The following is a 19,280-nucleotide window of genomic DNA, read 5'->3' as shown; positions in this document are numbered from 1 at the left end:
CCCCTCCAGTTCGGCGGCGGGCGGGCCGCCACCCGCAAGGGCAGCGGCCCCCACGTCACCTACCCGACAGGACTCCGCCTGGCACACCAAGTCGTACGGCGGAAAGTTAACAAGTCCAGGAGGACAATCCAGTGGCTAAGGCGAAGTTCGAGAGGGACAAGCCGCACGTCAACATCGGGACCATCGGTCACGTTGACCACGGCAAGACCACGCTCACCGCGGCCATCACCAAGGTTCTGCACGACAAGTTCCCGGAGCTGAACCCCTTCACGCCGTTCGACGAGATCGACAAGGCGCCGGAGGAGCGCGAGCGCGGCATCACCATTCAGATCTCGCACGTCGAGTACCAGACCGAGAAGCGTCACTACGCCCACGTCGACGCCCCGGGTCACGCTGACTACGTGAAGAACATGATCACCGGTGCCGCGCAGATGGACGGCGCGATCCTGGTGGTCGCGGCGACCGACGGCCCGATGCCGCAGACCCGCGAGCACGTGCTGCTGGCTCGTCAGGTCGGCGTGCCGTACATCCTGGTCGCGCTGAACAAGTCCGACATGGTCGACGACGAGGAGATCCTCGAGCTCGTCGAGATGGAGGTCCGCGAGCTGCTGTCCGCCCAGGAGTTCCCGGGCGACGACGTGCCGGTGGTCCGCGTCTCCGCGCTGAAGGCGCTCGAGGGCGACGCCGAGTGGGCCGAGAAGATCGTCGAGCTGATGGACGCGGTCGACGAGAACGTCCCGGACCCGGTCCGCGACGTCGAGAAGGCCTTCCTGATGCCGATCGAGGACGTCTTCTCGATCACCGGTCGCGGCACCGTCGTCACCGGCCGCATCGAGCGCGGCGTCATCAACGTGAACGAGGAGGTGGAGATGGTCGGTATCAAGGAGAAGCCGATCAAGACCACCGTCACCGGCGTTGAGATGTTCCGCAAGCTGCTCGACCAGGGCCAGGCGGGCGACAACGTGGGTCTGCTGATCCGCGGTGTCAAGCGCGAAGAGGTCGAGCGCGGCATGGTCGTCGTGAAGCCCGGCACCACCACCCCGCACACCGAGTTCGACGCGCAGGTCTACATCCTGTCGAAGGACGAGGGCGGGCGTCACACGCCGTTCTTCAACAACTACCGTCCGCAGTTCTACTTCCGGACCACCGACGTGACCGGTGTGGTGACCCTCCCCGAGGGCACCGAGATGGTCATGCCGGGCGACGACACCGCGATGTCGGTGCAGCTGATCCAGCCCATCGCGATGGACGAGGGTCTGCGCTTCGCCATCCGCGAGGGTGGCCGCACCGTCGGTGCCGGTCGCGTCACCAAGATCCACAAGTGACGTGGCGAGGGCCCGCTTCCGCTCGACGGAGGCGGGCCCTCTGCATTCGGTCAACAACTCGCTGCGGAGAACCTGTCTTTGAAGCGGCGAAGCCGCTTGGCCTACCTGCGCAGAGTGACCACCGGCGGGTTCTCAGACGTCGTCCTCGCGAGGACAGCCCCGATGCCGTGTATTGGACATGTATGAGTCGGGGCTCCCGCAGTCGAGGCGGCGTCTGAGGTTTCGCTACGGGACCACCTGCGCAAGTTGGGTGCAGCGCAGTATTTGGCTGAAGGCGACCCCCGATTTTGGCTGGCACGGGCTGTGTGTCATCCTGTATGGGTTGCTCGTTCAGGGTGGCTGGAGATTCGAGCACTTCGAAGGTCCGGCCGCCTTGCTGCGAGGGCCTCGGGCCCTTGTTCTGGTTCAGGACCGCTCTCTGGCGGTGCTGATGCCGCCGGTTCCCGGTTGGCGAACCGAACGGGGCGCAAGAAGGTGTACGAGCCGCGAGGCTCACCCCATCGGCGACGTTCGAGGGGACCGGTCTGCGATAGCTGGGCGACACGCCCGACCGCGTGTACCGGGCACCAGATACCTGAACAGGGGCGGACTGAGAGCTGTGGCGGCTCCCGGGATCGGGGACCACACCAGGCTGAAGCCGCGTGGGGCACCGGTGCGGTGCGCCCGCACCCAAGACCAAACCGCGGCACGAGACTAGAGGAACGGCAAGCCACTATGGCGGGACAGAAGATCCGCATCCGGCTCAAGGCCTACGACCACGAGGCGATCGACGCGTCTGCGCGCAAGATCGTCGAGACCGTGACGCGCACCGGCGCTCGGGTCGTTGGGCCGGTGCCGCTGCCCACGGAGAAGAACGTCTACTGCGTCATCCGCTCCCCGCACAAGTACAAGGACTCGCGGGAGCACTTCGAGATGCGGACGCACAAGCGGCTCATCGACATCCTCGAACCGACGCCGAAGACGGTTGACGCGCTGATGCGCATCGACCTGCCGGCCAGCGTCGACGTGAACATCCAGTAAGCGGCGACGAGGTAGCTGGAGAAAACGAGACCTATGTCTGACAGGCAGATCAAGGGGATTCTGGGCACCAAGCTCGGCATGACCCAGGTCTTCGACGACAAGAACCGGATTGTTCCGGTGACGGTCGTTCAGGCCGGGCCGAACGTGGTTACCCAGATTCGGACCCCCGAGAAGGACGGCTACTCGGCCGTGCAGCTGGCGTTCGGCGCCATCGACCCGCGCAAGGTGAACAAGCCGCGGAGCGGCCACTTCACCAAGGCCGGTGTCACCCCGCGCCGTCACGTCGTCGAGCTGCGCACCGCGGACGCCGGCGAATACGAGCTGGGCCAGGAGATCAGCGCCGACCTCTTCGAGGCGGGCGCTGTGGTCGACGTCGTCGGCACCAGCAAGGGCAAGGGCTTCGCGGGCACCATCAAGCGCCACGGCTTCCGCAGCCAGGGCGCGAGCCACGGTACCCAGGCGGTGCACCGCAAGCCCGGTTCCATCGGTGGCTGCGCCACCCCCGGTCGCGTGTTCAAGGGCATGCGGATGGCCGGGCGCATGGGTCGGGACCGCGTCACTACCCAGAACCTGAAGGTCCACAAGGTGGAGGCCGAGACCGGCCTTCTGCTGATCAAGGGCGCAGTGCCCGGCCCCAAGGGCGGCCTGGTCCTGGTTAAGAGTCCTGCGAAGGGTGGTGCGTGATGAGCCTGACGCTCGACGTCCGTACCCCGGACGGTAAGACCGACGGCACTGTCGACCTGCCCGCCGAGATCTTCGACGTGCAGGCCAACGTGGCGCTGATGCACCAGGTCGTGGTGGCCCAGCTGGCCGCTGCGCGCCAGGGCACCCACGCCACGAAGACGCGCGGTCAGGTGTCCGGCGGTGGCAAGAAGCCGTACCGCCAGAAGGGCACCGGCAACGCCCGCCAGGGCTCGATCCGCGCCCCGCAGTTCACCGGCGGTGGCATCGTCCACGGCCCGCAGCCGCGGGACTACTCCCAGCGGACCCCGAAGAAGATGAAGGTCGCCGCTCTGCGCGGTGCCCTCTCCGACCGGGTTCGCGCCGGCCAGCTGCACGTGGTGACCGGTGTGGTCGGCGGCGAGCAGCCGTCCACCAAGTCGGCCAAGACCGCGCTGCGGAACTGGACCGAGTCCAAGAAGGTTCTGGTTGTGCTCAACCGCCACGAGGAGGAGAACTCCTGGCTGAGCCTGCGGAACCTGCAGAACGTGCACCTGATCGACCCCGGTCAGCTGAACACCTACGACGTGCTGAACAGCGACGACGTGGTGTTCACCAAGGCCGCGTTCGAGCGCTTCGTCGCTGGTCCGGCCAAGGGCCGGTCGGTCAAGGCCGCCGCGTCTTCCGCCGAGGAGGCAGAGCAGTGAGCGCCGACCCGCGAGACATCATCCAGGCGCCGGTGATCTCCGAGAAGAGCTACGGGCTCCTCGAGCAGGGCCAGTACACCTTCCTGGTGGACCCCCGCTCGAACAAGACCGAGATCAAGATCGCGATCGAGAAGATCTTCGACGTCAAGGTCACCAGCGTCAACACGATCAACCGCGAGGGCAAGCGCAAGCGGAGCCGCACCGGCTTCGGCAAGCGCAAGACCACCAAGCGGGCGATCGTCACCCTGTCGCCGGAGAGCAAGCCGATCGAGATCTTCGGCGGACCGGCCGCCTGACGGCTGATTAGGACGAGGTTGCGTTAACCATGGGCATTCGCAAGTACAAGCCGACGACGCCAGGGCGTCGTGGCAGCAGCGTGTCCGACTTCGCCGAGATCACCCGGTCGGAGCCGGAGAAGTCGCTCGTGCGTCCGCTGAACCGCAAGGCGGGTCGCAACGCACAGGGCAAGATCACCACGCGCCACAAGGGTGGCGGTCACAAGCGGGCCTACCGCCTGATCGACTTCCGCCGCAATGACAAGGACGGTGTGCCGGCCAAGGTCGCGCACATCGAGTACGACCCGAACCGCAGTGCTCGGATCGCGCTCCTGCACTACGCCGACGGCGAGAAGCGCTACATCATCGCGCCGAACCAGATCGAGCAGGGCGACGCGATCGAGAGCGGTCCTCGGGCCGACATCAAGCCGGGCAACAACCTGCCGCTGCGCAACATCCCGACCGGCACCGTGATCCACGCGATCGAGCTCCGCCCCGGACAGGGTGCGAAGATCGCTCGTTCGGCCGGTGCCCGGGTGCAGCTGGTGGCCAAGGACGGCCCGTACGCCCAGCTGCGGATGCCTTCGGGCGAGATCCGCAACGTGGACGCGCGGTGCCGGGCCACCGTCGGCGAGGTCGGCAACTCGGAGCACGCCAACATCAACTGGGGTAAGGCCGGCCGCATGCGGTGGAAGGGCAAGCGCCCGACCGTCCGTGGTGTCGTCATGAACCCGGTGGACCACCCGCACGGTGGTGGTGAGGGTAAGACCTCCGGTGGTCGACACCCGGTCAACCCGAAGGGCAAGCCGGAGGGGCGTACCCGCCGCAACAAGCCTAGTGACAAGCTCATCGTCCGCCGCCGTCGCACCGGCAAGAAGCGCTGAGCAGGGAGGTAAGCAAACATGCCACGCAGCCTGAAGAAGGGCCCGTTCGTGGACGACCACCTGCTCAAGAAGGTGGACGCGCTGAACGAGTCGAGCAAGAAGACCGTGATCAAGACCTGGTCCCGCCGGTCCACGATCATTCCGGACATGCTGGGGCACACCTTCGCGGTGCACGACGGCCGGAAGCACGTCCCGGTGTTCGTCACCGAGGCGATGGTCGGGCACAAGCTGGGCGAATTCGCCCCGACCCGAACCTTCAAGGGCCACGTCAAGGATGACCGGAAGTCGCGCCGCCGCTGAGGCGGGTCTGTGACACGAACGAGTAAGAGCAAGGGGTAGCAGGATGACAGCCCGTACCGACTCCACTGCCGCGGAGGAATTCCCGCACGCAGTGGCGCGGGCCCGGTTCGTCCGCGTGTCGCCGATGAAGGCGCGCCGCGTGGTCGAGCTCATCAAGGGCCGGAGTGCCGCCGATGCCCTGGCCGTGCTCCAGTTCGCGCCGCAGACCGCCAGCGGTCCGGTGTCGAAGGTGCTCGCCAGTGCGATCGCCAACGCTGAGAACAACCTCTCCCTCGACCCGGAGACGCTGGTCGTGCGCCACGCCTACGTGGACGAGGGCCCGACGTTGAAGCGGTTCCGGCCGCGTGCGCAGGGTCGTGCGTACCGGATCCGCAAGCGGACCAGCCACATCACGGTCGAGGTCGAGTCCCGGCCGAAGGCGGCGACCAAGTCCCGAAAGAGCCAGAAGGGGAGTGCCCGGTAGTGGGTCAGAAGATCAACCCGCACGGCTTCCGACTCGGCATCACCACGGACTGGAAGTCCCGCTGGTACGCCGACAAGCAGTACTCGGAGTACGTCGCGGAGGACGTCAAGATCCGCCGGCAGCTGTCTCGCGGCATGGAGCGCGCTGGGATCTCGAAGGTTGAGATCGAGCGCACCCGCGAGCGGGTTCGGGTGGACATCCACACCGCTCGGCCGGGCATTGTGATCGGTCGCCGCGGTGCTGAGGCGGACCGCATCCGCGGTGCGCTGGAGAAGCTGACCGGCAAGCAGGTTCAGCTGAACATCCTCGAGGTCAAGAACCCCGAGGCGGACGCCCAGCTGGTCGCGCAGGGCGTGGCCGAGCAGCTGTCCAACCGCGTGTCCTTCCGTCGCGCGATGCGCAAGGCCATTCAGTCGGCCATGCGTTCGCCGCAGGTCAAGGGCATCCGGGTGCAGTGCGGCGGTCGCCTGGGCGGCGCGGAGATGTCCCGCTCGGAGTTCTACCGCGAGGGTCGGGTCCCGCTGCACACGCTGCGCGCGGACATCGACTACGGCTTCTTCGAGGCCCGCACCACCTTCGGGCGCATCGGCGTCAAGGTGTGGATCTACAAGGGCGAGCTGGTCGGTGGCCTGAAGCAGAAGCAGCAGGAGTCCGAGGTCCGTCCGCCGCGCGGCGGTGACCGCGGTGACCGCGGTGGCCGTTCCGACCGCGGCGGTCGTCGCCGGGGTGCCGGCGCGGACCGCGCTGCAGCTGACAAGTCCGCCAAGGCCGACAAGGCCGCGGAGGGCGAGCAGCCGCAGGCTGCTGCGGCTGAAGAGAAGACGGAGGGCTGAGACGTGCTCGTCCCACGCAGGGTGAAGTGGCGCAAGAGCCACGCACCGAAGCGCAAGGGCTTCGCCAAGGGTGGCACCAAGATCAGCTTCGGTGAGTACGGCATTCAGGCGATCGAGCACGGCTACGTGACCAACCGCCAGATCGAATCGGCCCGTATCGCGATCAACCGGCACGTCAAGCGTGGCGGCAAGGTGTGGATCAACATCTTCCCGGACCGCCCGCTGACCAAGAAGCCCGCCGAAACCCGTCAGGGTTCGGGTAAGGGTTCGCCGGAGTCCTGGGTCGCCAACGTCAAGCCCGGACGCATCATGTTCGAGCTGACCTTCCCGAACGAGAAGACGGCGATCGAGGCGCTGACCCGTGCGGCGCACAAGCTCCCGATGAAGTGCAAGATCGTGTCCCGCGAGGGTGGTGACTTCTGATGGCAGCGGGTGTCACCGCTTCCGAGCTCCGCGAGCTTAACGACGAGGAGCTCGTCCAGCGGCTGAAGGAAGCGAAGGAGGAGCTGTTCAACCTCCGCTTCCAGATGGCCACCGGTCAGCTGAGCAACAACCGGCGGCTGCGCACGGTCCGGCAGGACATCGCCCGGATCTACACGATCATGCGAGAGCGTGAACTCGGCCTGACGGTTTCCCCCGAAGGCGCTGAGGAGGGCGCGGCATGAGCGAGAAAGAAGGACAGGGCGTGGAGCGCAACCGTCGCAAGGTGCGCGAGGGCTACGTCGTCTCGGACAAGATGGACAAGACGATCGTGGTCTCCCTCGAGGACCGCAAGAAGCACGCCCTCTACGGCAAGGTCATGCGCCAGACCAGCAAGGTCAAGGCGCACGACGAGGCCAACTCGGCCGGCGTCGGCGACCGCGTGCTGCTGATGGAGACTCGGCCGCTGTCGGCCAGCAAGCGCTGGCGGCTCGTCGAGATCCTCGAGAAGGCCAAGTAAGACGAAGGTGTGCGGCCCGGCTGGCCGCGGGGAAACCCAGCGACCAGCCGGGCTTCATGCCGGAAGTTGACCGCGCGCGTCAGGTCGGCAATTTGGCGCGCCAGAGTGTGCTCGGGCAACCGAGCCCGGGTACTTAGGGTCAGGGAGAAAGACGTGATCCAGCAGGAGTCGCGACTGCGCGTCGCCGACAACACCGGGGCCAAGGAGATCCTCACGATCCGTGTCCTCGGTGGGTCGGGTCGTCGCTACGCGGGCCTCGGGGACATCATCGTGGCGACCGTCAAGGAAGCCATCCCCGGTGCCAATGTCAAGAAGGGCGATGTGGTCAAGGCCGTCATCGTCCGGCAGAAGAAGGAAAGGCGTCGCCCGGACGGTTCCTACATCCGGTTCGACGAGAACGCTGCGGTGCTGGTGAAGCCGGGCGGCGAGCCCCGCGGAACCCGCATCTTCGGGCCGGTCGCCCGTGAACTGCGCGACAAGAAGTTCATGAAGATCATCTCGCTCGCGCCGGAGGTCTTGTGATGAAGGTCAAGAAGGGCGACACGGTCGTCGTTATCTCCGGCAAGGACAAGGGCGCCAAGGGCAAGGTCATTCAGGCCATGCCGCAGGAGCAGCGAGTTCTGGTCGAGGGTGTCAACCGGATCAAGAAGCACACCAAGGTCTCTCGGACCGAGCGTGGTGCGCAGTCCGGCGGCATCGTCACCCAGGAAGCGCCGATCCACGTGAGCAACGTGATGGTCGTGGACTCCGATGGCAAGCCCACCCGAGTCGGCTACCGCATCGGTGAGGACGGCAAGAAGGTTCGCATCTCTCGTCGTAACGGTAAGGACGTCTGATCATGACTACCGCTGAGAAGATCGTCCCGCGGCTCAAGACCCGTTACCGCGAGGAGATCCGCCAGGCGCTCAACGAGGAGTTCAACTACTCCAACGTGATGCAGACGCCCGGCGTGGTCAAGGTCGTGGTCAACATGGGTGTTGGCGACGCCGCTCGGGACAGCAAGCTGATCGAGGGCGCGGTCCGCGACCTGGCGATCATCACCGGTCAGAAGCCGGAGATCCGCAAGGCCCGCAAGTCCATCGCGCAGTTCAAGCTTCGCGAGGGCATGCCGATCGGTGCGCGGGTCACCCTGCGCGGCGACCGGATGTGGGAGTTCCTGGACCGCCTGGTCACCATCGCGCTGCCGCGAATCCGCGACTTCCGCGGGCTGTCGCCGAAGCAGTTCGACGGCCGGGGCAACTACACGTTCGGCCTGAACGAGCAGTCGATGTTCCACGAGATCAACCCGGACAGCATCGACCGTCCGCGCGGCATGGACATCACCGTCGTTACCACGGCCACCAACAATGAGGAGGGCCGGGCGCTGCTGAAGCACCTGGGCTTCCCGTTCAAGGAGAACTGAGCGATGGCCAAGAAGGCGCTGGTTATCAAGGCTTCGCGCAAGCCGAAGTTCGGCGTTCGCGGCTACACCCGCTGCCAGCGCTGCGGGCGTCCGCGGGCGGTGTTCCGCAAGTTCGGGCTGTGCCGCGTGTGCTTCCGCGAGATGGCGCACGCGGGCGAGCTGCCCGGCGTGAGCAAGTCTTCCTGGTGATGTGCCCGCCTGCTGAGGTGATGCCGGCTACCGGTACCCTCAGCAGGCGTTACCAGGGCTGATGCCCACGCTCCGCGGCGAACGCCGTGCTTGCACGCGAAATGACAAGGGACCGGCCATCGCGGTCGGGCACCCCGAACTTCGTCCAGGCCAGGGTCCAGACGCGCCGCCTCCGGGCGGTGTCCGGTCGGGACCCATCGGAACCAGACGAGAAAGGTTGAGCAGGTCATGACGATGACCGATCCGATCGCAGACATGCTGACGCGTCTGCGCAACGGAAACTCGGCATACCACGACGAGGTCGTGATGCCGCACTCCAAGCTGAAGGCGAACATCGCCGAGATCCTCAAGCGCGAGGGCTACGTTTCGGGCTCCCGCGTTGAAGAGGGCGAGAGGGGCAAGGAGCTCGTTGTCGAGCTCAAGTACGGCCCGAACCGCGAGCGGAGCATCGCGGGCCTGCGCCGGGTTTCCAAGCCCGGTCTGCGGGTCTACGCCAAGTCCACCAACCTCCCGAAGGTTCTGGGTGGCCTGGGCGTCGCCATCATCTCGACCTCCGGCGGTCTCCTGACCGACCGGCAGGCCATGAAGAACGGCGTGGGCGGGGAAGTCCTCGCCTACGTCTGGTAAGGGAGGAGGAGCGGCTATGTCGCGCATCGGAAAGCTGCCGATCACCGTCCCCTCCGGCGTCGAGGTGACCATCGACGGCCAGTCGGTGACGGTGAAGGGCCCCAAGGGCACGCTGGACCACCAGGTCGCGGAGCCGATCATCGTCGAGCGGGATGAAGACGGTGCGGTCCTGGTGAAGCGCCCCGACGACGAGCGGGAGAGCCGTTCGCTGCACGGGCTCACCCGCACCCTGGTGAACAACATGGTCATCGGGGTCAGCCAGGGTTACCAGAAGGACCTGGAGATCCACGGCGTCGGTTACCGCGTGCTGTTGAAGGGCTCGAACCTCGAGTTCGCCCTGGGCTACAGCCACCCCATCGTGATCGAACCGCCGGAAGGCATCCAGTTCGCGGTCGACGGCCCGACCAAGATTGCGGTCAAGGGCATCGACAAGCAGCTGGTCGGCGAGATCGCGGCCAGGATTCGCAAGCTGCGCAAGCCGGACCCGTACAAGGGCAAGGGTGTCCGCTACGCAGGTGAGAACATCCGCCGCAAGGTCGGGAAGACGGGTAAGTGACCATGAGCGAGACGACAGCTACCAAGCGCAAGCCGGTGGGCAAGGACATCTCGACCAAGCGTCGGCTGGCCCGCGCCAAGCGGCACACGCGCATCCGCAAGAAGATCCTCGGCACGTCCGAGCGCCCGCGCCTGGTCGTGACCCGGTCGCTGCGCCACATCGTTGCGCAGGTCATCGACGACACCAAGGGTCACACCTTGGCTTCGGCCACCAGCCTGGAGACCGACGTCCGCGCTTTCGAGGGCGACAAGAAGGCCAAGGCCACCAAGGTCGGCGAGCTCGTCGCTGCCCGGGCCAAGGACGCCGGCATCGAGAAGGTCGTCTTCGACCGCGGCGGTAACGACTACCACGGTCGGGTCGCCGCGCTCGCGGACGCCGCGCGTGACGGCGGACTGGAGTTCTGACAAGTGCGTAAGAACGAGAACGGAAGGGACGCCTGATGCCTGGACGCACTCGGCGTGAGGGCGGGGAGTCCGGCGGCAAGGACCGCCGGGACCGCCGCGACGGCGGCCGTGGCGGGGCGGCCCAAGAGAAGACCCCGCAGTTCGAACGGGTCGTGACCATCAACCGCGTCGCGAAGGTCGTCAAGGGTGGTCGGCGCTTCAGCTTCACCGCGCTGGTCGTCGTCGGCGACGGTGACGGCATGGTCGGTGTCGGTTACGGCAAGGCCAAGGAAGTTCCGGCGGCGATCGCCAAGGGTGTCGAGGAAGCGAAGAAGAACTTCTTCCGCGTCCCGCGCCTGGGCGGCACCATCACTCACCCGGTCCAGGGTGAGGAGGCCGCTGGCGTCGTGCTGCTGCGTCCGGCCAGCGCCGGTACCGGTGTTATCGCCGGTGGCCCGGTGCGCGCGGTCCTGGAGTGCGCCGGCATCCACGACGTGCTGAGCAAGTCGCTGGGCAGCGACAACCCGATCAACATCGTGCACGCCACGGTCGACGCGCTGAAGCAGCTGCAGCGGCCGGAGGAGGTCGCGGCTCGTCGTGGCCTGCCGCTCGAGGACGTCGCTCCGGCGTTCATCCTGCGCGCGCGTGCTGCGGGGCAGGGGGTCTGATCCATGGCACAGCTGAAGATCACCCAGGTGCGCGGTCTGGTCGGCTCCAAGCAGAACCAGCGCGACACCATGCGCTCCCTCGGGCTGCGCAAGATCCGTCAGTCCGTGGTGCGTCCGGATGACTCGAACGTGCGCGGCATGATCAATGCCGTCCGTCACCTGGTGACGGTCGAGGAGGTCGACTGACATGGTCATCAAACTGCACGACCTGCGTCCGGCCCCGGGTGCCAAGCGCGACAAGATCCGCGTCGGCCGCGGTGAGGGCTCCAAGGGCAAGACCGCTGGTCGCGGTACCAAGGGCACCAAGGCCCGGAAGAACGTCTCGCCCCGCTTCGAGGGCGGGCAGATGCCGATCCACATGCGGCTCCCGAAGCTCCGCGGCTTCAAGAACCGCTTCCGCACCGAGTACCAGGGTGTGAACATCGGTCGTCTGGCCCAGGCGTTCCCGGAGGGTGGCACCGTCGGCATCGACGAGCTGGTCGCCAAGGGCCTGGTCAAGAAGAACGAGCTCGTGAAGATCCTCGGCGACGGGGACCTGGAGGGCGTCAAGCTGGACGTGACCGCTCACGCGTTCACGGGCAGCGCCCAGGAGAAGCTCACCGCCGCGGGTGGTTCGGTCACCAAGCTGGACCGCTGACGAGGCGAACGCGATGAGGGCCGGTCGACGATGAGTCGATCGGCCCTCACCGTTTTTCCCAATCAGGTGATGTGCGCGGGGCACTTTTCCCGGTCCTCCCGGCGAAAAGTCGTCCCGCCCGCATTTCCGGGTCGTGTTCCGCAGGTCGCGGAAAGGGCCGATTGATCGTCCAAAACCGTTGTGGCAACGGGGTTTTCGGGACTCGTGTGACTGCTGGTGGTGATGTTCGCCGTCGGCGTACGCGGTGATCACGCGTGAGGCTTCAGTCGCCGAACGTGGTGGGCTCATAGCCTGCTAGAGTCGCCCCGGCAGTGCCGTGATGAACGGGTGCTGCGGAAATTGCCGCATCTTTCCCCGGCCGGTTTCGACTGGCTCGCGTACAGGAGGTTCGCGTGCTCGGCGCCTTCCGCTCGGCTCTGGCGACGCCGGACCTGCGCCGCAAGATCCTGTTCACCCTCGGCATGGTGGTGCTGTACCGGCTCGGCGCGACGATCCCCTCTCCCGGGGTGTCGTACCCGAACATTCAGCAGTGCATCGAGCAGATCCAGGGCAGCGGCTCGCAGGGCGTCTACTCCTTGCTCAACCTCTTCAGCGGTGGTGCGCTGCTGCAGCTGTCGGTGTTGTCGCTGGGCATCATGCCCTACATCACCGCGAGCATCATCATCCAGCTGCTGCAGGTGGTCATTCCGCGCTTCGAGCAGCTGAAGAAGGAAGGCCAGTCCGGCCAGGCGAAGCTGACCCAGTACACCCGGTACCTGGCGATCGCGCTGGCGATCCTGCAGGGCACCGGCGTGGTGGCGCTCGCCGTGCGCGGTCAGCTGTTCCAGGGCTGCTCGGTCTCGCCGATCCCGGACGACTCGGTGCTGAACATGGTCACCATCGTGATCGTCATGACCGCTGGCGCGGCGGTGCTGATGTGGATGGGTGAGCTGATCACCGAGCGCGGCATCGGCAACGGCATGTCGCTGCTGATCTTCACCTCCATCGCGGCCCGCATCCCGGCCGAGGGCGGCATGATCCTGCAGTCGCACGGCGGCCTCGTGTTCACCGTGGTCTGCGCCTTCGCGGTCGTCATCATCGGCACAGTCGTGTTCATCGAGCAGGCGCAGCGCCGGATCCCGGTGCAGTATGCCAAGCGCATGATCGGCCGCCGGATGTACGGCGGCACCTCGACCTACTTGCCGCTGAAGGTGAACCAAGCGGGTGTCATCCCGGTCATCTTCGGTTCGTCGCTGCTGTACCTGCCGCAGCTGATCGGTCAGCTGGCCGGCAACCAGGACACCTGGTGGGCGCGGTTCATCCAGACCTACATCGTCGCCCCGTCCAGCTGGGTGCACATCCTGCTCTACATGTCGCTGATCGTCTTCTTCGCGTACTTCTACGTGTCGATCACGTTCAACCCGGAAGAGCGCGCCGACGAGATGAAGAAGTTCGGCGGCTTCATCCCGGGCATCCGTCCGGGCCGGCCGACCGCCGAGTACCTGAACTTCGTGCTCTCCCGGATCACGCTGCCGGGCGCGCTGTACCTGGGCATCATCGCGATCCTGCCGAACTTCTTCCTCGGCATCACCGGTGGACAGGGCCAGAACCAGAACTTCCCGTTCGGCGGCACCGCGGTGCTGATCATGGTCAACGTCGGCCTGGACACCGTGAAGCAAATCGAGAGCCAGCTCACGCAGCGCAAGTACGAGGGATTCCTCCGGTAAGCTGAGCGGTCCGGGCGCGGCTTCGCCGTGCCCGGAAACCGCAGGTTTCGGCATGGCTGGTGCGTACGTCCGGCCCATGCGTGGGGTTGAGCAGCGGTCGCTCGCAGGCAGGTGGGCGCCGCGCAACGCTCGTCAGGAGTTGGCGTGCGATCGGATTGATTCGGAGGCAGACCCTTGGTGCGATTGGTTCTCGTCGGCCCGCCAGGTGCGGGCAAGGGCACCCAGGCCGCGGTGCTGAGCGAGCAGCTCGGTGTTCCGCACATCTCCACCGGAGATCTGTTCCGCGCCAACATCGGCAACGAGACCCCGCTCGGCCAGAAGGCCAAGAGCTACATGGACGCCGGTGAGCTGGTGCCGGACGAGGTCACCAACGAGATGGTGCGCGACCGCCTCTCCGACGAGGACGCGGCGCAGGGCTTCCTGCTCGACGGCTACCCGCGCAACACCGCGCAGGCCGACGTGCTGCGCGACATGCTGGCGGACAAAGGCACCGAGTTGACCGCCGTGCTGCAGTTCGACGTGCCGGAGGAGGAACTGGTCACGCGCATGCTGGCGCGCGGCCGCTCCGACGACACCGAGGACGTCATCCGTCGCCGGCTCGCGGTCTACCGCGAGGAGACCGAGCCGCTGCTGTCCTACTACCAGGACCGGATCATCAAGATCGACGCGGTGGGCTCGATCGAGGACATCACCGCTCGCGCGCTGGCCGCGCTCCGCGACCGCAGCTGAGCTTGTCGAGCCCCGGGTGATCGGGGCTGCGGTGTGCCGTCAGGTGAGCGGCGATGCCATTCGTCGCCGCCGGCGCCGCTGCGTGAAGCAATCCGAAGATTCTTTATTGAAGGTGAGTGCGTTGTTGCGTCGGGGGAAGGGCATCGAGCTCAAGTCTCGTGGCGAGATCGAGGCGATGCGCGAGGCAGGCCTGGTGGTCGCCAGCGCGCTCGCGGCGGTGACCGCGCAGGCGAAGGTCGGCGTGAGCACCGGTGAGCTGGACGAGCTCGCCGAGCAGACCATCCGCGATGCCGGGGCGGTGCCGTCCTTCCAGGGCTACCACGGCTTCCCGGCGTCGATCTGCGCCTCGCTGAACGAGAAGGTCGTGCACGGCATCCCGTCGCGCGACGAGGTCCTGGCCGAGGGCGACCTGCTCTCGGTGGACTGCGGCGCGATCCTGGACGGCTGGCACGGCGACTCCGCGGTGACGCTGGCGATCGGCGAGATCGGCGAGAAGGACCGCGCGCTGTCCGCCGCCACCGAGGCCTCGATGTGGGCCGGGATCGAGAAGGTCCGGGCCGGCAACAGGCTGACCGACATCTCCCACGCGGTGGAGACCGCAGCGCTGGCCGCGGCCAAGGCCGACGGCCTGGAGTTCGGGATCATCGCCGAGTACGGCGGTCACGGCATCGGCACCCAGATGCACATGGAGCCGTTCCTGCCGAACCTCGGCAAGCCGGGCAAGGGCCCGAAGCTGCGCGTCGGCATGGCGATCGCGGTGGAGCCGATGCTGACGCTCGGCACCGCCGAGACCGAGGAGCTCGACGACGAGTGGACCGTGGTCACGGCCGACGGTTCCCGGTCGGCGCACTGGGAGCACACGGTCGCGATCACCGAAGACGGCCCCTGGGTGCTCACCGCTCCCGAGAAGTGACCTCCCGCGATTTCCGTTGAGACCGACTACCCGATTTCAGCGGGAATCGTGGTAATCGTCCACGACCTCCGGCATGTCGGATTCGGACGGGCCGGAGAGATGCGATTTCCATGGAAATCGCACTCGGAGCGTCAGCGGGGTCGGCGGCAGGCGTAGACGCGGGCCGGGGGTACGTTGCGCCAGACCGTGGACCGCGGCATCACCTCGTCGAAGGTGTCGTGCAGGGCGTCGACGAACGCCCGGGTCGGCGGCCGCCACAGCGTCGTCAGATAGGTGACGGTGGTGAACACCCCGTCCGCCGACATCACCGAGGCCGCTTCGTGCAGCAGGTCGCGCTGCTTCTGCGGGGGCAGGAGCGTCCACGGGATACTGCTGATCACCGCGTCGACCTTGTCCACTCCCGCCTCGTCGAGGAGTTTGCGCAGGTGGGTGGCGTCCCCCTCGATCACTTCCAGCCAGGGCTTGGTGCTCTGCAGGTAGCGGACCAGCTTCGGGTCGATCTCGACCGCCAGGTGACGCGCCCCCTCGGAGAGCCTGCGCTGGATCGGTTCGCTGAGCGCGCCGGTACCCGGTCCGAGTTCCAGAATCGTCGGTGAGCCGCTGCTGGGCACCACTGCGGCCACGGCATCCGCGACGTACCGGGACGTCGGCAGCACGGCGCCCACTGTGGACGGCTGACGAGCTGCGCTGTTGAGGAACGTCCAGTACTCGCGCAGCTTCCTTCGCTTGCTCACGCCTACTCCTACCATCCAGTGGAACGCGGAGACGGTATCCCCTCACGGGGTGCAGCGTGCAACCGTTGACGGAAAGTCGCAGCGAGATAGCGGAGCGGAGTCGACACGTCGCCCTGCGTGGTCGGAAGTCGTGCGTTTCGGGCCATGATCCGAGCGTGCTGCGGCGAGCGCGCGGGCACCTCCGGGTCATCCTGCGCTGAGTCCCAGATCACGACCCTTGGAGGATGCCGGTCACTGCAGGGGGCGGCGGCAGATGTAGTGCAGGATCGGCGGCAGGTTGCGCCACGTGGTGTGCGTGAGCACTTCGTCGAAGACGTGCTCCAGGCGGTTGCGGAAGCGGCGGCCGCCGGCGGTCTGGTCGGCGGGCAGGTAGGTGAGCGCGGTGAACGCGCCCTGCGGAGCGAGGGCCTCCGCGGCCTGGCGCAGGACGTGGTCCTGGGCGCTGCCGGGCATCAGCGACCACGGGATGCTGCTGATCATCGCGTCGACCCGGTCGATGCCCCGCTTGTCCAGTAGGGCCAGCAGGTCGCCGGCGTCGGCGTGCACGACCTCCAGCCACGGCTTGTGCGCCCGCAGGTGCTCGACCATGTCCCCGCCGAGTTCGATGCCGATGTGCCGCGCCCCGTGCGGCAGACGCGCGTGGATGCCGTTGCTCAGCGATCCCGTGCCGGGGCCCAGCTCGACGACCACGGGGGAGCCGGTCGTGGGCACGACCTGGGCGACGGTCGCGGCGACAGCGGCCGAGGTCGGGGTGGCGGCGCCGACCATCCTGGGGTTGCGCACCGCTGTGTTGAGGAAGGTCCGGTACTCGCCGAGCTTGCGGGAGGCGTTCCGGCCGGCCCGGTTCAGCCACGGCGCGGTGCGCGGGTCCTGGTGGTCCTGCTGCGGTGTCGTCACGCTGCTCCTCGGTAATCCCTGGGTCTGGGCCTCGACCGCGGTGTCGTGCGATTGATCGAACGTAGTGAGACTTGGAGCGCTCCCGCAAGCGGCCGTGGAGTGGTGCTGGCGCAGGCGTCACTTGTGGGTGACGCTGAGTGATGGGAACCGCGTTGAGCTGCCCCGATGTGAGGGGGCAATCGGCGGCGCGTACGATGGAACATCGGCGCGCTCCTGGCGTCGGTTCGTTGTGCCTGGGTATCCCTTCCCGAGTGTGCGGGAGAGGACTTCTTCGGTGTTCCGGACCGGGGTCCGGTGTGCGTCCGTCGCGGGTGCCGGGGCCTCCGGTATCAGCGGCAGGGACTTCGGTCCGAAAACCGTCACCGTCACGAAACGCGGAGGACATGGGCAAGAAAGACGGGGCCATTGAGGTCGAGGGTCGGGTGATCGAGCCACTCCCCAACGCGATGTTCCGCGTCGAGTTGGAGAACGGCCACAAGGTCCTCGCACACATCAGTGGCAAGATGCGCCAGCACTACATCCGCATCCTGCCCGAGGACCGGGTCGTGGTGGAGCTCTCGCCGTACGACCTCTCCCGTGGGCGCATCGTCTACCGCTACAAGTGACCTCCACGGTGTTCGGGTGATCCCGAGCACGCGTTCGAGCAGGAGAGCACGACCGTGAAGGTCCAGCCGAGTGTGAAGCGAATCTGCGACAAGTGCCAGGTCATCCGCCGTCACGGGCGGGTTCTGGTGATCTGCGACAACGCCCGACACAAGCAGCGTCAGGGCTGAGCGCAGTAGTCGCTTAGACAACCAAGGATCTTCCGCCACCTGTCGACCCGTGAGTGGGTCGGCTGACCCCCGGGCCAGGCCGGGGCCCTGCCACGTGCGGGGATGGGGTGGGAGCAGACCTGGACTGAGAGAAGGAGAAGGAGCCGCATGGCACGGCTCGTCGGAGTCGACCTCCCGCGCGAGAAGCGCATGGAGATCGCACTCACCTACATCTTCGGGATCGGCAAGACCCGGGCGAAGGAAATCCTCGCCGCTACCGGTGTCTCGGCCGATGCCAAGCCGCGTGACCTCGATGACGAGCAGCTCACCGCGCTGCGCGACTTCATCGAGAACAACTACCGGGTTGAGGGTGACCTCCGCCGCGAGGTCCAGGCCGACATCCGCCGGAAGATCGAGATCGGTTGCTACCAGGGGCTGCGTCACCGCCGCCACCTGCCGTTGCACGGGCAGCGGACCAAGACCAACGCCCGTACCCGCAAGGGTCCGAAGAAGACGGTCGCCGGCAAGAAGAAGGCCAAGAAGTAAGCCTCGCTAGGAGTCAGCTAAAGCTATGCCACCCAAGTCTCGCGCTGGCGCCGTCAAGAAGGTGCGGCGCAAGGAAAAGAAGAACGTCGCTCACGGGCAAGCCCACATCAAGAGCACGTTCAACAACACCATCGTTTCGATCACCGACCCCACCGGTGCGGTGATCAGCTGGGCCTCCGCGGGCCACGTCGGGTTCAAGGGCTCCCGCAAGTCCACCCCGTTCGCCGCGCAGATGGCCGCCGAGAACGCGGCCCGCAAGGCCTCCGAGCACGGCATGAAGAAGGTCGACGTCTTCGTCAAGGGCCCGGGTTCGGGTCGCGAGACGGCGATCCGGTCGCTGCAGGCGGCCGGTCTCGAGGTCGGCACCATCCAGGACGTCACCCCGCAGCCGCACAACGGCTGCCGCCCGCCGAAGCGTCGTCGGGTCTGAGTCGCGGGAAGGAGTAAAGAACTAAGATGGCTCGTTATACCGGTCCCGCGACCCGCAAGTCTCGCCGCCTGAAGGTTGACCTCGTCGGCGGTGACCAGGCGTTCGAACGTCGCCCGTACCCGCCCGGTCAGCACGGCCGCGCGCGCGTCAAGGAAACCGAGTACCTGCTGCAGCTCCAGGAGAAGCAGAAGGCCCGGTTCACCTACGGCGTGCTGGAGAAGCAGTTCCGCAACTACTACGAGGAAGCGAACCGTCGCCCGGGCAAGACCGGTGACAACCTCCTTCAGTTGCTGGAGTCCCGGCTGGACAACGTCGTGTACCGCGCTGGCCTGGCCCGCACCCGCCGCATGGCGCGTCAGCTGGTCAGCCACGGCCACTTCACGGTCAACGGCAAGAAGGTGAACGTCCCCAGCTTCCAGGTTTCGAAGTGGGACATCATCGACGTCAAGCCGAAGGCCATGGGCACCACGCCGTTCATCATCGCCAAGGAGACCCTGGGCGACCGTCCGGTTCCGGCCTGGCTTCAGGTCGTGCCCTCGAACCTGCGGATCCTGGTGCACCAGCGCCCGGAGCGCGCGCAGATCGACACCCCGGTCACCGAGCAGCTCATCGTCGAGCTCTACTCGAAGTGACGCGGCCCGCCGACGACCGCATCAGCGGTCGTCGGCGGCTCGCAGCCTGCGGTGGCGGTGCAGGAATCCGCC

32 protein-coding genes are annotated in these 19,280 nt (G+C 66.8%); 30 read left to right on the top strand and 2 right to left on the bottom strand.

The window, feature by feature from the left end:
- The first annotated feature begins 131 nt into the window (after window positions 1-131).
- The 25 genes from tuf (at window position 132) to map (ending at window position 15,217) form a co-directional block, all read left to right on the top strand.
- Window positions 132-1,325 (top strand): elongation factor Tu, encoded by a 1,194-nt coding sequence (gene tuf / locus ACWCO2_RS16940; RefSeq protein WP_450128657.1) that lies wholly within the window; start codon window positions 132-134, stop codon window positions 1,323-1,325.
- A gap of 714 nt (window positions 1,326-2,039) precedes the next feature.
- Window positions 2,040-2,345, top strand: a complete 306-nt coding sequence (gene rpsJ / locus ACWCO2_RS16935; protein ID WP_009948626.1) for a 30S ribosomal protein S10 — start codon at window positions 2,040-2,042, stop codon at window positions 2,343-2,345.
- Window positions 2,346-2,378: 33 nt separating this feature from the next.
- A complete protein-coding gene (gene rplC / locus ACWCO2_RS16930) occupies window positions 2,379-3,029 on the top strand; it encodes a 50S ribosomal protein L3 (RefSeq protein WP_270947599.1) in 651 nt (216 codons plus the stop codon).
- Window positions 3,029-3,712, top strand: coding sequence for a 50S ribosomal protein L4 (gene rplD, locus ACWCO2_RS16925; protein ID WP_450128656.1), 684 nt, complete (start codon window positions 3,029-3,031; stop codon window positions 3,710-3,712). The genes rplC and rplD overlap by 1 nt, the downstream gene beginning before the upstream one ends.
- Complete coding sequence (gene rplW / locus ACWCO2_RS16920) at window positions 3,709-4,008, top strand: 50S ribosomal protein L23 (protein ID WP_450128655.1); 300 nt, start codon at window positions 3,709-3,711, stop codon at window positions 4,006-4,008. Before rplD ends, rplW begins: the two co-directional genes overlap by 4 nt.
- Window positions 4,009-4,037: 29 nt before the next feature.
- Entirely contained in the window at window positions 4,038-4,871 is an 834-nt protein-coding gene (gene rplB / locus ACWCO2_RS16915; RefSeq protein ID WP_450128654.1) for a 50S ribosomal protein L2, read from the top strand.
- A gap of 18 nt (window positions 4,872-4,889) precedes the next feature.
- Window positions 4,890-5,171, top strand: coding sequence for a 30S ribosomal protein S19 (rpsS, locus tag ACWCO2_RS16910; protein ID WP_450128653.1), 282 nt, complete (start codon window positions 4,890-4,892; stop codon window positions 5,169-5,171).
- A 43-nt stretch (window positions 5,172-5,214) separates the two neighbouring features.
- The gene (rplV, locus tag ACWCO2_RS16905) at window positions 5,215-5,634 is read left to right on the top strand and encodes a 50S ribosomal protein L22 (protein WP_029536138.1); all 420 of its coding nucleotides are present in this window, start codon (window positions 5,215-5,217) and stop codon (window positions 5,632-5,634) included.
- On the top strand, window positions 5,634-6,467 hold the full coding sequence (rpsC, locus tag ACWCO2_RS16900; RefSeq protein ID WP_450128652.1) for a 30S ribosomal protein S3: 834 nt from the start codon (window positions 5,634-5,636) through the stop codon (window positions 6,465-6,467). The genes rplV and rpsC overlap by 1 nt, the downstream gene beginning before the upstream one ends.
- 3 nt (window positions 6,468-6,470) lie before the next feature.
- Window positions 6,471-6,890 (top strand): 50S ribosomal protein L16, encoded by a 420-nt coding sequence (rplP, locus tag ACWCO2_RS16895; RefSeq protein WP_270947605.1) that lies wholly within the window; start codon window positions 6,471-6,473, stop codon window positions 6,888-6,890.
- Window positions 6,890-7,132: a 50S ribosomal protein L29 gene (rpmC, locus tag ACWCO2_RS16890; protein ID WP_270929395.1), complete on the top strand. Its 243-nt coding sequence runs from the start codon at window positions 6,890-6,892 to the stop codon at window positions 7,130-7,132. Before rplP ends, rpmC begins: the two co-directional genes overlap by 1 nt.
- Window positions 7,129-7,407: a 30S ribosomal protein S17 gene (rpsQ, locus tag ACWCO2_RS16885; protein WP_093155214.1), complete on the top strand. Its 279-nt coding sequence runs from the start codon at window positions 7,129-7,131 to the stop codon at window positions 7,405-7,407. Before rpmC ends, rpsQ begins: the two co-directional genes overlap by 4 nt.
- Before the next feature lie 153 nt (window positions 7,408-7,560).
- On the top strand, window positions 7,561-7,929 hold the full coding sequence (gene rplN, locus ACWCO2_RS16880) for a 50S ribosomal protein L14 (RefSeq protein WP_093155213.1): 369 nt from the start codon (window positions 7,561-7,563) through the stop codon (window positions 7,927-7,929).
- Window positions 7,929-8,243, top strand: coding sequence for a 50S ribosomal protein L24 (gene rplX, locus ACWCO2_RS16875; RefSeq protein ID WP_270947606.1), 315 nt, complete (start codon window positions 7,929-7,931; stop codon window positions 8,241-8,243). Before rplN ends, rplX begins: the two co-directional genes overlap by 1 nt.
- A 2-nt stretch (window positions 8,244-8,245) precedes the next feature.
- A complete protein-coding gene (rplE, locus tag ACWCO2_RS16870) occupies window positions 8,246-8,809 on the top strand; it encodes a 50S ribosomal protein L5 (RefSeq protein ID WP_450128651.1) in 564 nt (187 codons plus the stop codon).
- A 3-nt stretch (window positions 8,810-8,812) separates the two neighbouring features.
- Window positions 8,813-8,998, top strand: a complete 186-nt coding sequence (locus ACWCO2_RS16865) for a type Z 30S ribosomal protein S14 (RefSeq protein WP_270947608.1) — start codon at window positions 8,813-8,815, stop codon at window positions 8,996-8,998.
- Window positions 8,999-9,226: 228 nt separating this feature from the next.
- Window positions 9,227-9,625, top strand: coding sequence for a 30S ribosomal protein S8 (gene rpsH / locus ACWCO2_RS16860; RefSeq protein WP_450128650.1), 399 nt, complete (start codon window positions 9,227-9,229; stop codon window positions 9,623-9,625).
- Window positions 9,626-9,641: 16 nt separating this feature from the next.
- Entirely contained in the window at window positions 9,642-10,181 is a 540-nt protein-coding gene (rplF, locus tag ACWCO2_RS16855) for a 50S ribosomal protein L6 (RefSeq protein WP_450128649.1), read from the top strand.
- 2 nt (window positions 10,182-10,183) lie between these two features.
- A complete protein-coding gene (gene rplR, locus ACWCO2_RS16850; RefSeq protein WP_270947611.1) occupies window positions 10,184-10,585 on the top strand; it encodes a 50S ribosomal protein L18 in 402 nt (133 codons plus the stop codon).
- Between the two features lie 35 nt (window positions 10,586-10,620).
- Window positions 10,621-11,232 (top strand): 30S ribosomal protein S5, encoded by a 612-nt coding sequence (rpsE, locus tag ACWCO2_RS16845; RefSeq protein ID WP_270947612.1) that lies wholly within the window; start codon window positions 10,621-10,623, stop codon window positions 11,230-11,232.
- Between the two features lie 3 nt (window positions 11,233-11,235).
- A complete protein-coding gene (rpmD, locus tag ACWCO2_RS16840; RefSeq protein WP_351182750.1) occupies window positions 11,236-11,418 on the top strand; it encodes a 50S ribosomal protein L30 in 183 nt (60 codons plus the stop codon).
- Window position 11,419: 1 nt separating this feature from the next.
- Window positions 11,420-11,869 carry a 50S ribosomal protein L15 gene (gene rplO / locus ACWCO2_RS16835; protein ID WP_270947614.1) on the top strand — a complete coding sequence of 150 codons (450 nt, stop codon included), beginning with the start codon at window positions 11,420-11,422 and terminating at the stop codon, window positions 11,867-11,869.
- Window positions 11,870-12,261: 392 nt separating this feature from the next.
- Window positions 12,262-13,575 (top strand): preprotein translocase subunit SecY, encoded by a 1,314-nt coding sequence (secY, locus tag ACWCO2_RS16830; protein ID WP_450128648.1) that lies wholly within the window; start codon window positions 12,262-12,264, stop codon window positions 13,573-13,575.
- 174 nt (window positions 13,576-13,749) lie between these two features.
- Window positions 13,750-14,304: an adenylate kinase gene (locus ACWCO2_RS16825; protein WP_450128647.1), complete on the top strand. Its 555-nt coding sequence runs from the start codon at window positions 13,750-13,752 to the stop codon at window positions 14,302-14,304.
- A 121-nt stretch (window positions 14,305-14,425) separates the two neighbouring features.
- A complete protein-coding gene (gene map / locus ACWCO2_RS16820) occupies window positions 14,426-15,217 on the top strand; it encodes a type I methionyl aminopeptidase (protein ID WP_450128646.1) in 792 nt (263 codons plus the stop codon).
- Window positions 15,218-15,348: 131 nt separating this feature from the next.
- On the opposite strand, the gene ACWCO2_RS16815 is transcribed toward map, so the two are convergent.
- Window positions 15,349-15,951 carry a class I SAM-dependent methyltransferase gene (locus ACWCO2_RS16815; RefSeq protein WP_450128645.1) on the bottom strand — a complete coding sequence of 201 codons (603 nt, stop codon included), beginning with the start codon at window positions 15,949-15,951 and terminating at the stop codon, window positions 15,349-15,351.
- 231 nt (window positions 15,952-16,182) lie between these two features.
- A complete protein-coding gene (locus tag ACWCO2_RS16810) occupies window positions 16,183-16,848 on the bottom strand; it encodes a class I SAM-dependent methyltransferase (RefSeq protein WP_450128644.1) in 666 nt (221 codons plus the stop codon).
- A gap of 383 nt (window positions 16,849-17,231) precedes the next feature.
- Between ACWCO2_RS16810 and infA the strand changes: the two genes are divergently transcribed.
- The 5 genes from infA (at window position 17,232) to rpsD (ending at window position 19,208) form a co-directional block, all read left to right on the top strand.
- Window positions 17,232-17,453, top strand: a complete 222-nt coding sequence (infA, locus tag ACWCO2_RS16805; RefSeq protein ID WP_009948665.1) for a translation initiation factor IF-1 — start codon at window positions 17,232-17,234, stop codon at window positions 17,451-17,453.
- A gap of 54 nt (window positions 17,454-17,507) precedes the next feature.
- Window positions 17,508-17,621 (top strand): 50S ribosomal protein L36, encoded by a 114-nt coding sequence (rpmJ, locus tag ACWCO2_RS16800; protein WP_010315372.1) that lies wholly within the window; start codon window positions 17,508-17,510, stop codon window positions 17,619-17,621.
- Between the two features lie 147 nt (window positions 17,622-17,768).
- Entirely contained in the window at window positions 17,769-18,146 is a 378-nt protein-coding gene (gene rpsM, locus ACWCO2_RS16795; protein WP_270947620.1) for a 30S ribosomal protein S13, read from the top strand.
- 25 nt (window positions 18,147-18,171) lie between these two features.
- Window positions 18,172-18,576: a 30S ribosomal protein S11 gene (rpsK, locus tag ACWCO2_RS16790; RefSeq protein WP_450128643.1), complete on the top strand. Its 405-nt coding sequence runs from the start codon at window positions 18,172-18,174 to the stop codon at window positions 18,574-18,576.
- Window positions 18,577-18,602: 26 nt separating this feature from the next.
- Window positions 18,603-19,208, top strand: a complete 606-nt coding sequence (gene rpsD / locus ACWCO2_RS16785) for a 30S ribosomal protein S4 (RefSeq protein WP_450128642.1) — start codon at window positions 18,603-18,605, stop codon at window positions 19,206-19,208.
- The last annotated feature ends 72 nt before the right edge of the window (window positions 19,209-19,280 follow it).

The sequence above is a fragment of the Saccharopolyspora sp. NPDC002376 genome (genome assembly GCF_053593195.1).
Note: the sequence above shows the minus strand (reverse complement) of the source record. Positions and strands in the feature narration are given on the sequence as shown.

What these genes read in the sequence shown, in the direction of transcription:
- rplX (WP_270947606.1), top strand. Translation starts at nt 7,929, where the DNA reads ATGAAGGTCAAGAAGGGCGACACGGTCGTCGTTATCTCCGGCAAGGAC.
- ACWCO2_RS16865 (WP_270947608.1), top strand. Translation starts at nt 8,813, where the DNA reads ATGGCCAAGAAGGCGCTGGTTATCAAGGCTTCGCGCAAGCCGAAGTTC.
- rpsH (WP_450128650.1), top strand. Translation starts at nt 9,227, where the DNA reads ATGACGATGACCGATCCGATCGCAGACATGCTGACGCGTCTGCGCAAC.
- rplD (WP_450128656.1), top strand. Translation starts at nt 3,029, where the DNA reads ATGAGCCTGACGCTCGACGTCCGTACCCCGGACGGTAAGACCGACGGC.
- rplE (WP_450128651.1), top strand. Translation starts at nt 8,246, where the DNA reads ATGACTACCGCTGAGAAGATCGTCCCGCGGCTCAAGACCCGTTACCGC.
- rpsD (WP_450128642.1), top strand. Translation starts at nt 18,603, where the DNA reads ATGGCTCGTTATACCGGTCCCGCGACCCGCAAGTCTCGCCGCCTGAAG.
- rplR (WP_270947611.1), top strand. Translation starts at nt 10,184, where the DNA reads ATGAGCGAGACGACAGCTACCAAGCGCAAGCCGGTGGGCAAGGACATC.
- rpsS (WP_450128653.1), top strand. Translation starts at nt 4,890, where the DNA reads ATGCCACGCAGCCTGAAGAAGGGCCCGTTCGTGGACGACCACCTGCTC.
- infA (WP_009948665.1), top strand. Translation starts at nt 17,232, where the DNA reads ATGGGCAAGAAAGACGGGGCCATTGAGGTCGAGGGTCGGGTGATCGAG.
- rpsE (WP_270947612.1), top strand. Translation starts at nt 10,621, where the DNA reads ATGCCTGGACGCACTCGGCGTGAGGGCGGGGAGTCCGGCGGCAAGGAC.
- rplB (WP_450128654.1), top strand. Translation starts at nt 4,038, where the DNA reads ATGGGCATTCGCAAGTACAAGCCGACGACGCCAGGGCGTCGTGGCAGC.
- rplC (WP_270947599.1), top strand. Translation starts at nt 2,379, where the DNA reads ATGTCTGACAGGCAGATCAAGGGGATTCTGGGCACCAAGCTCGGCATG.
- rpsK (WP_450128643.1), top strand. Translation starts at nt 18,172, where the DNA reads ATGCCACCCAAGTCTCGCGCTGGCGCCGTCAAGAAGGTGCGGCGCAAG.
- rpsJ (WP_009948626.1), top strand. Translation starts at nt 2,040, where the DNA reads ATGGCGGGACAGAAGATCCGCATCCGGCTCAAGGCCTACGACCACGAG.
- rpmC (WP_270929395.1), top strand. Translation starts at nt 6,890, where the DNA reads ATGGCAGCGGGTGTCACCGCTTCCGAGCTCCGCGAGCTTAACGACGAG.
- rpmD (WP_351182750.1), top strand. Translation starts at nt 11,236, where the DNA reads ATGGCACAGCTGAAGATCACCCAGGTGCGCGGTCTGGTCGGCTCCAAG.
- rplF (WP_450128649.1), top strand. Translation starts at nt 9,642, where the DNA reads ATGTCGCGCATCGGAAAGCTGCCGATCACCGTCCCCTCCGGCGTCGAG.
- rpsM (WP_270947620.1), top strand. Translation starts at nt 17,769, where the DNA reads ATGGCACGGCTCGTCGGAGTCGACCTCCCGCGCGAGAAGCGCATGGAG.
- rplO (WP_270947614.1), top strand. Translation starts at nt 11,420, where the DNA reads ATGGTCATCAAACTGCACGACCTGCGTCCGGCCCCGGGTGCCAAGCGC.
- rpsQ (WP_093155214.1), top strand. Translation starts at nt 7,129, where the DNA reads ATGAGCGAGAAAGAAGGACAGGGCGTGGAGCGCAACCGTCGCAAGGTG.
- rplV (WP_029536138.1), top strand. Translation starts at nt 5,215, where the DNA reads ATGACAGCCCGTACCGACTCCACTGCCGCGGAGGAATTCCCGCACGCA.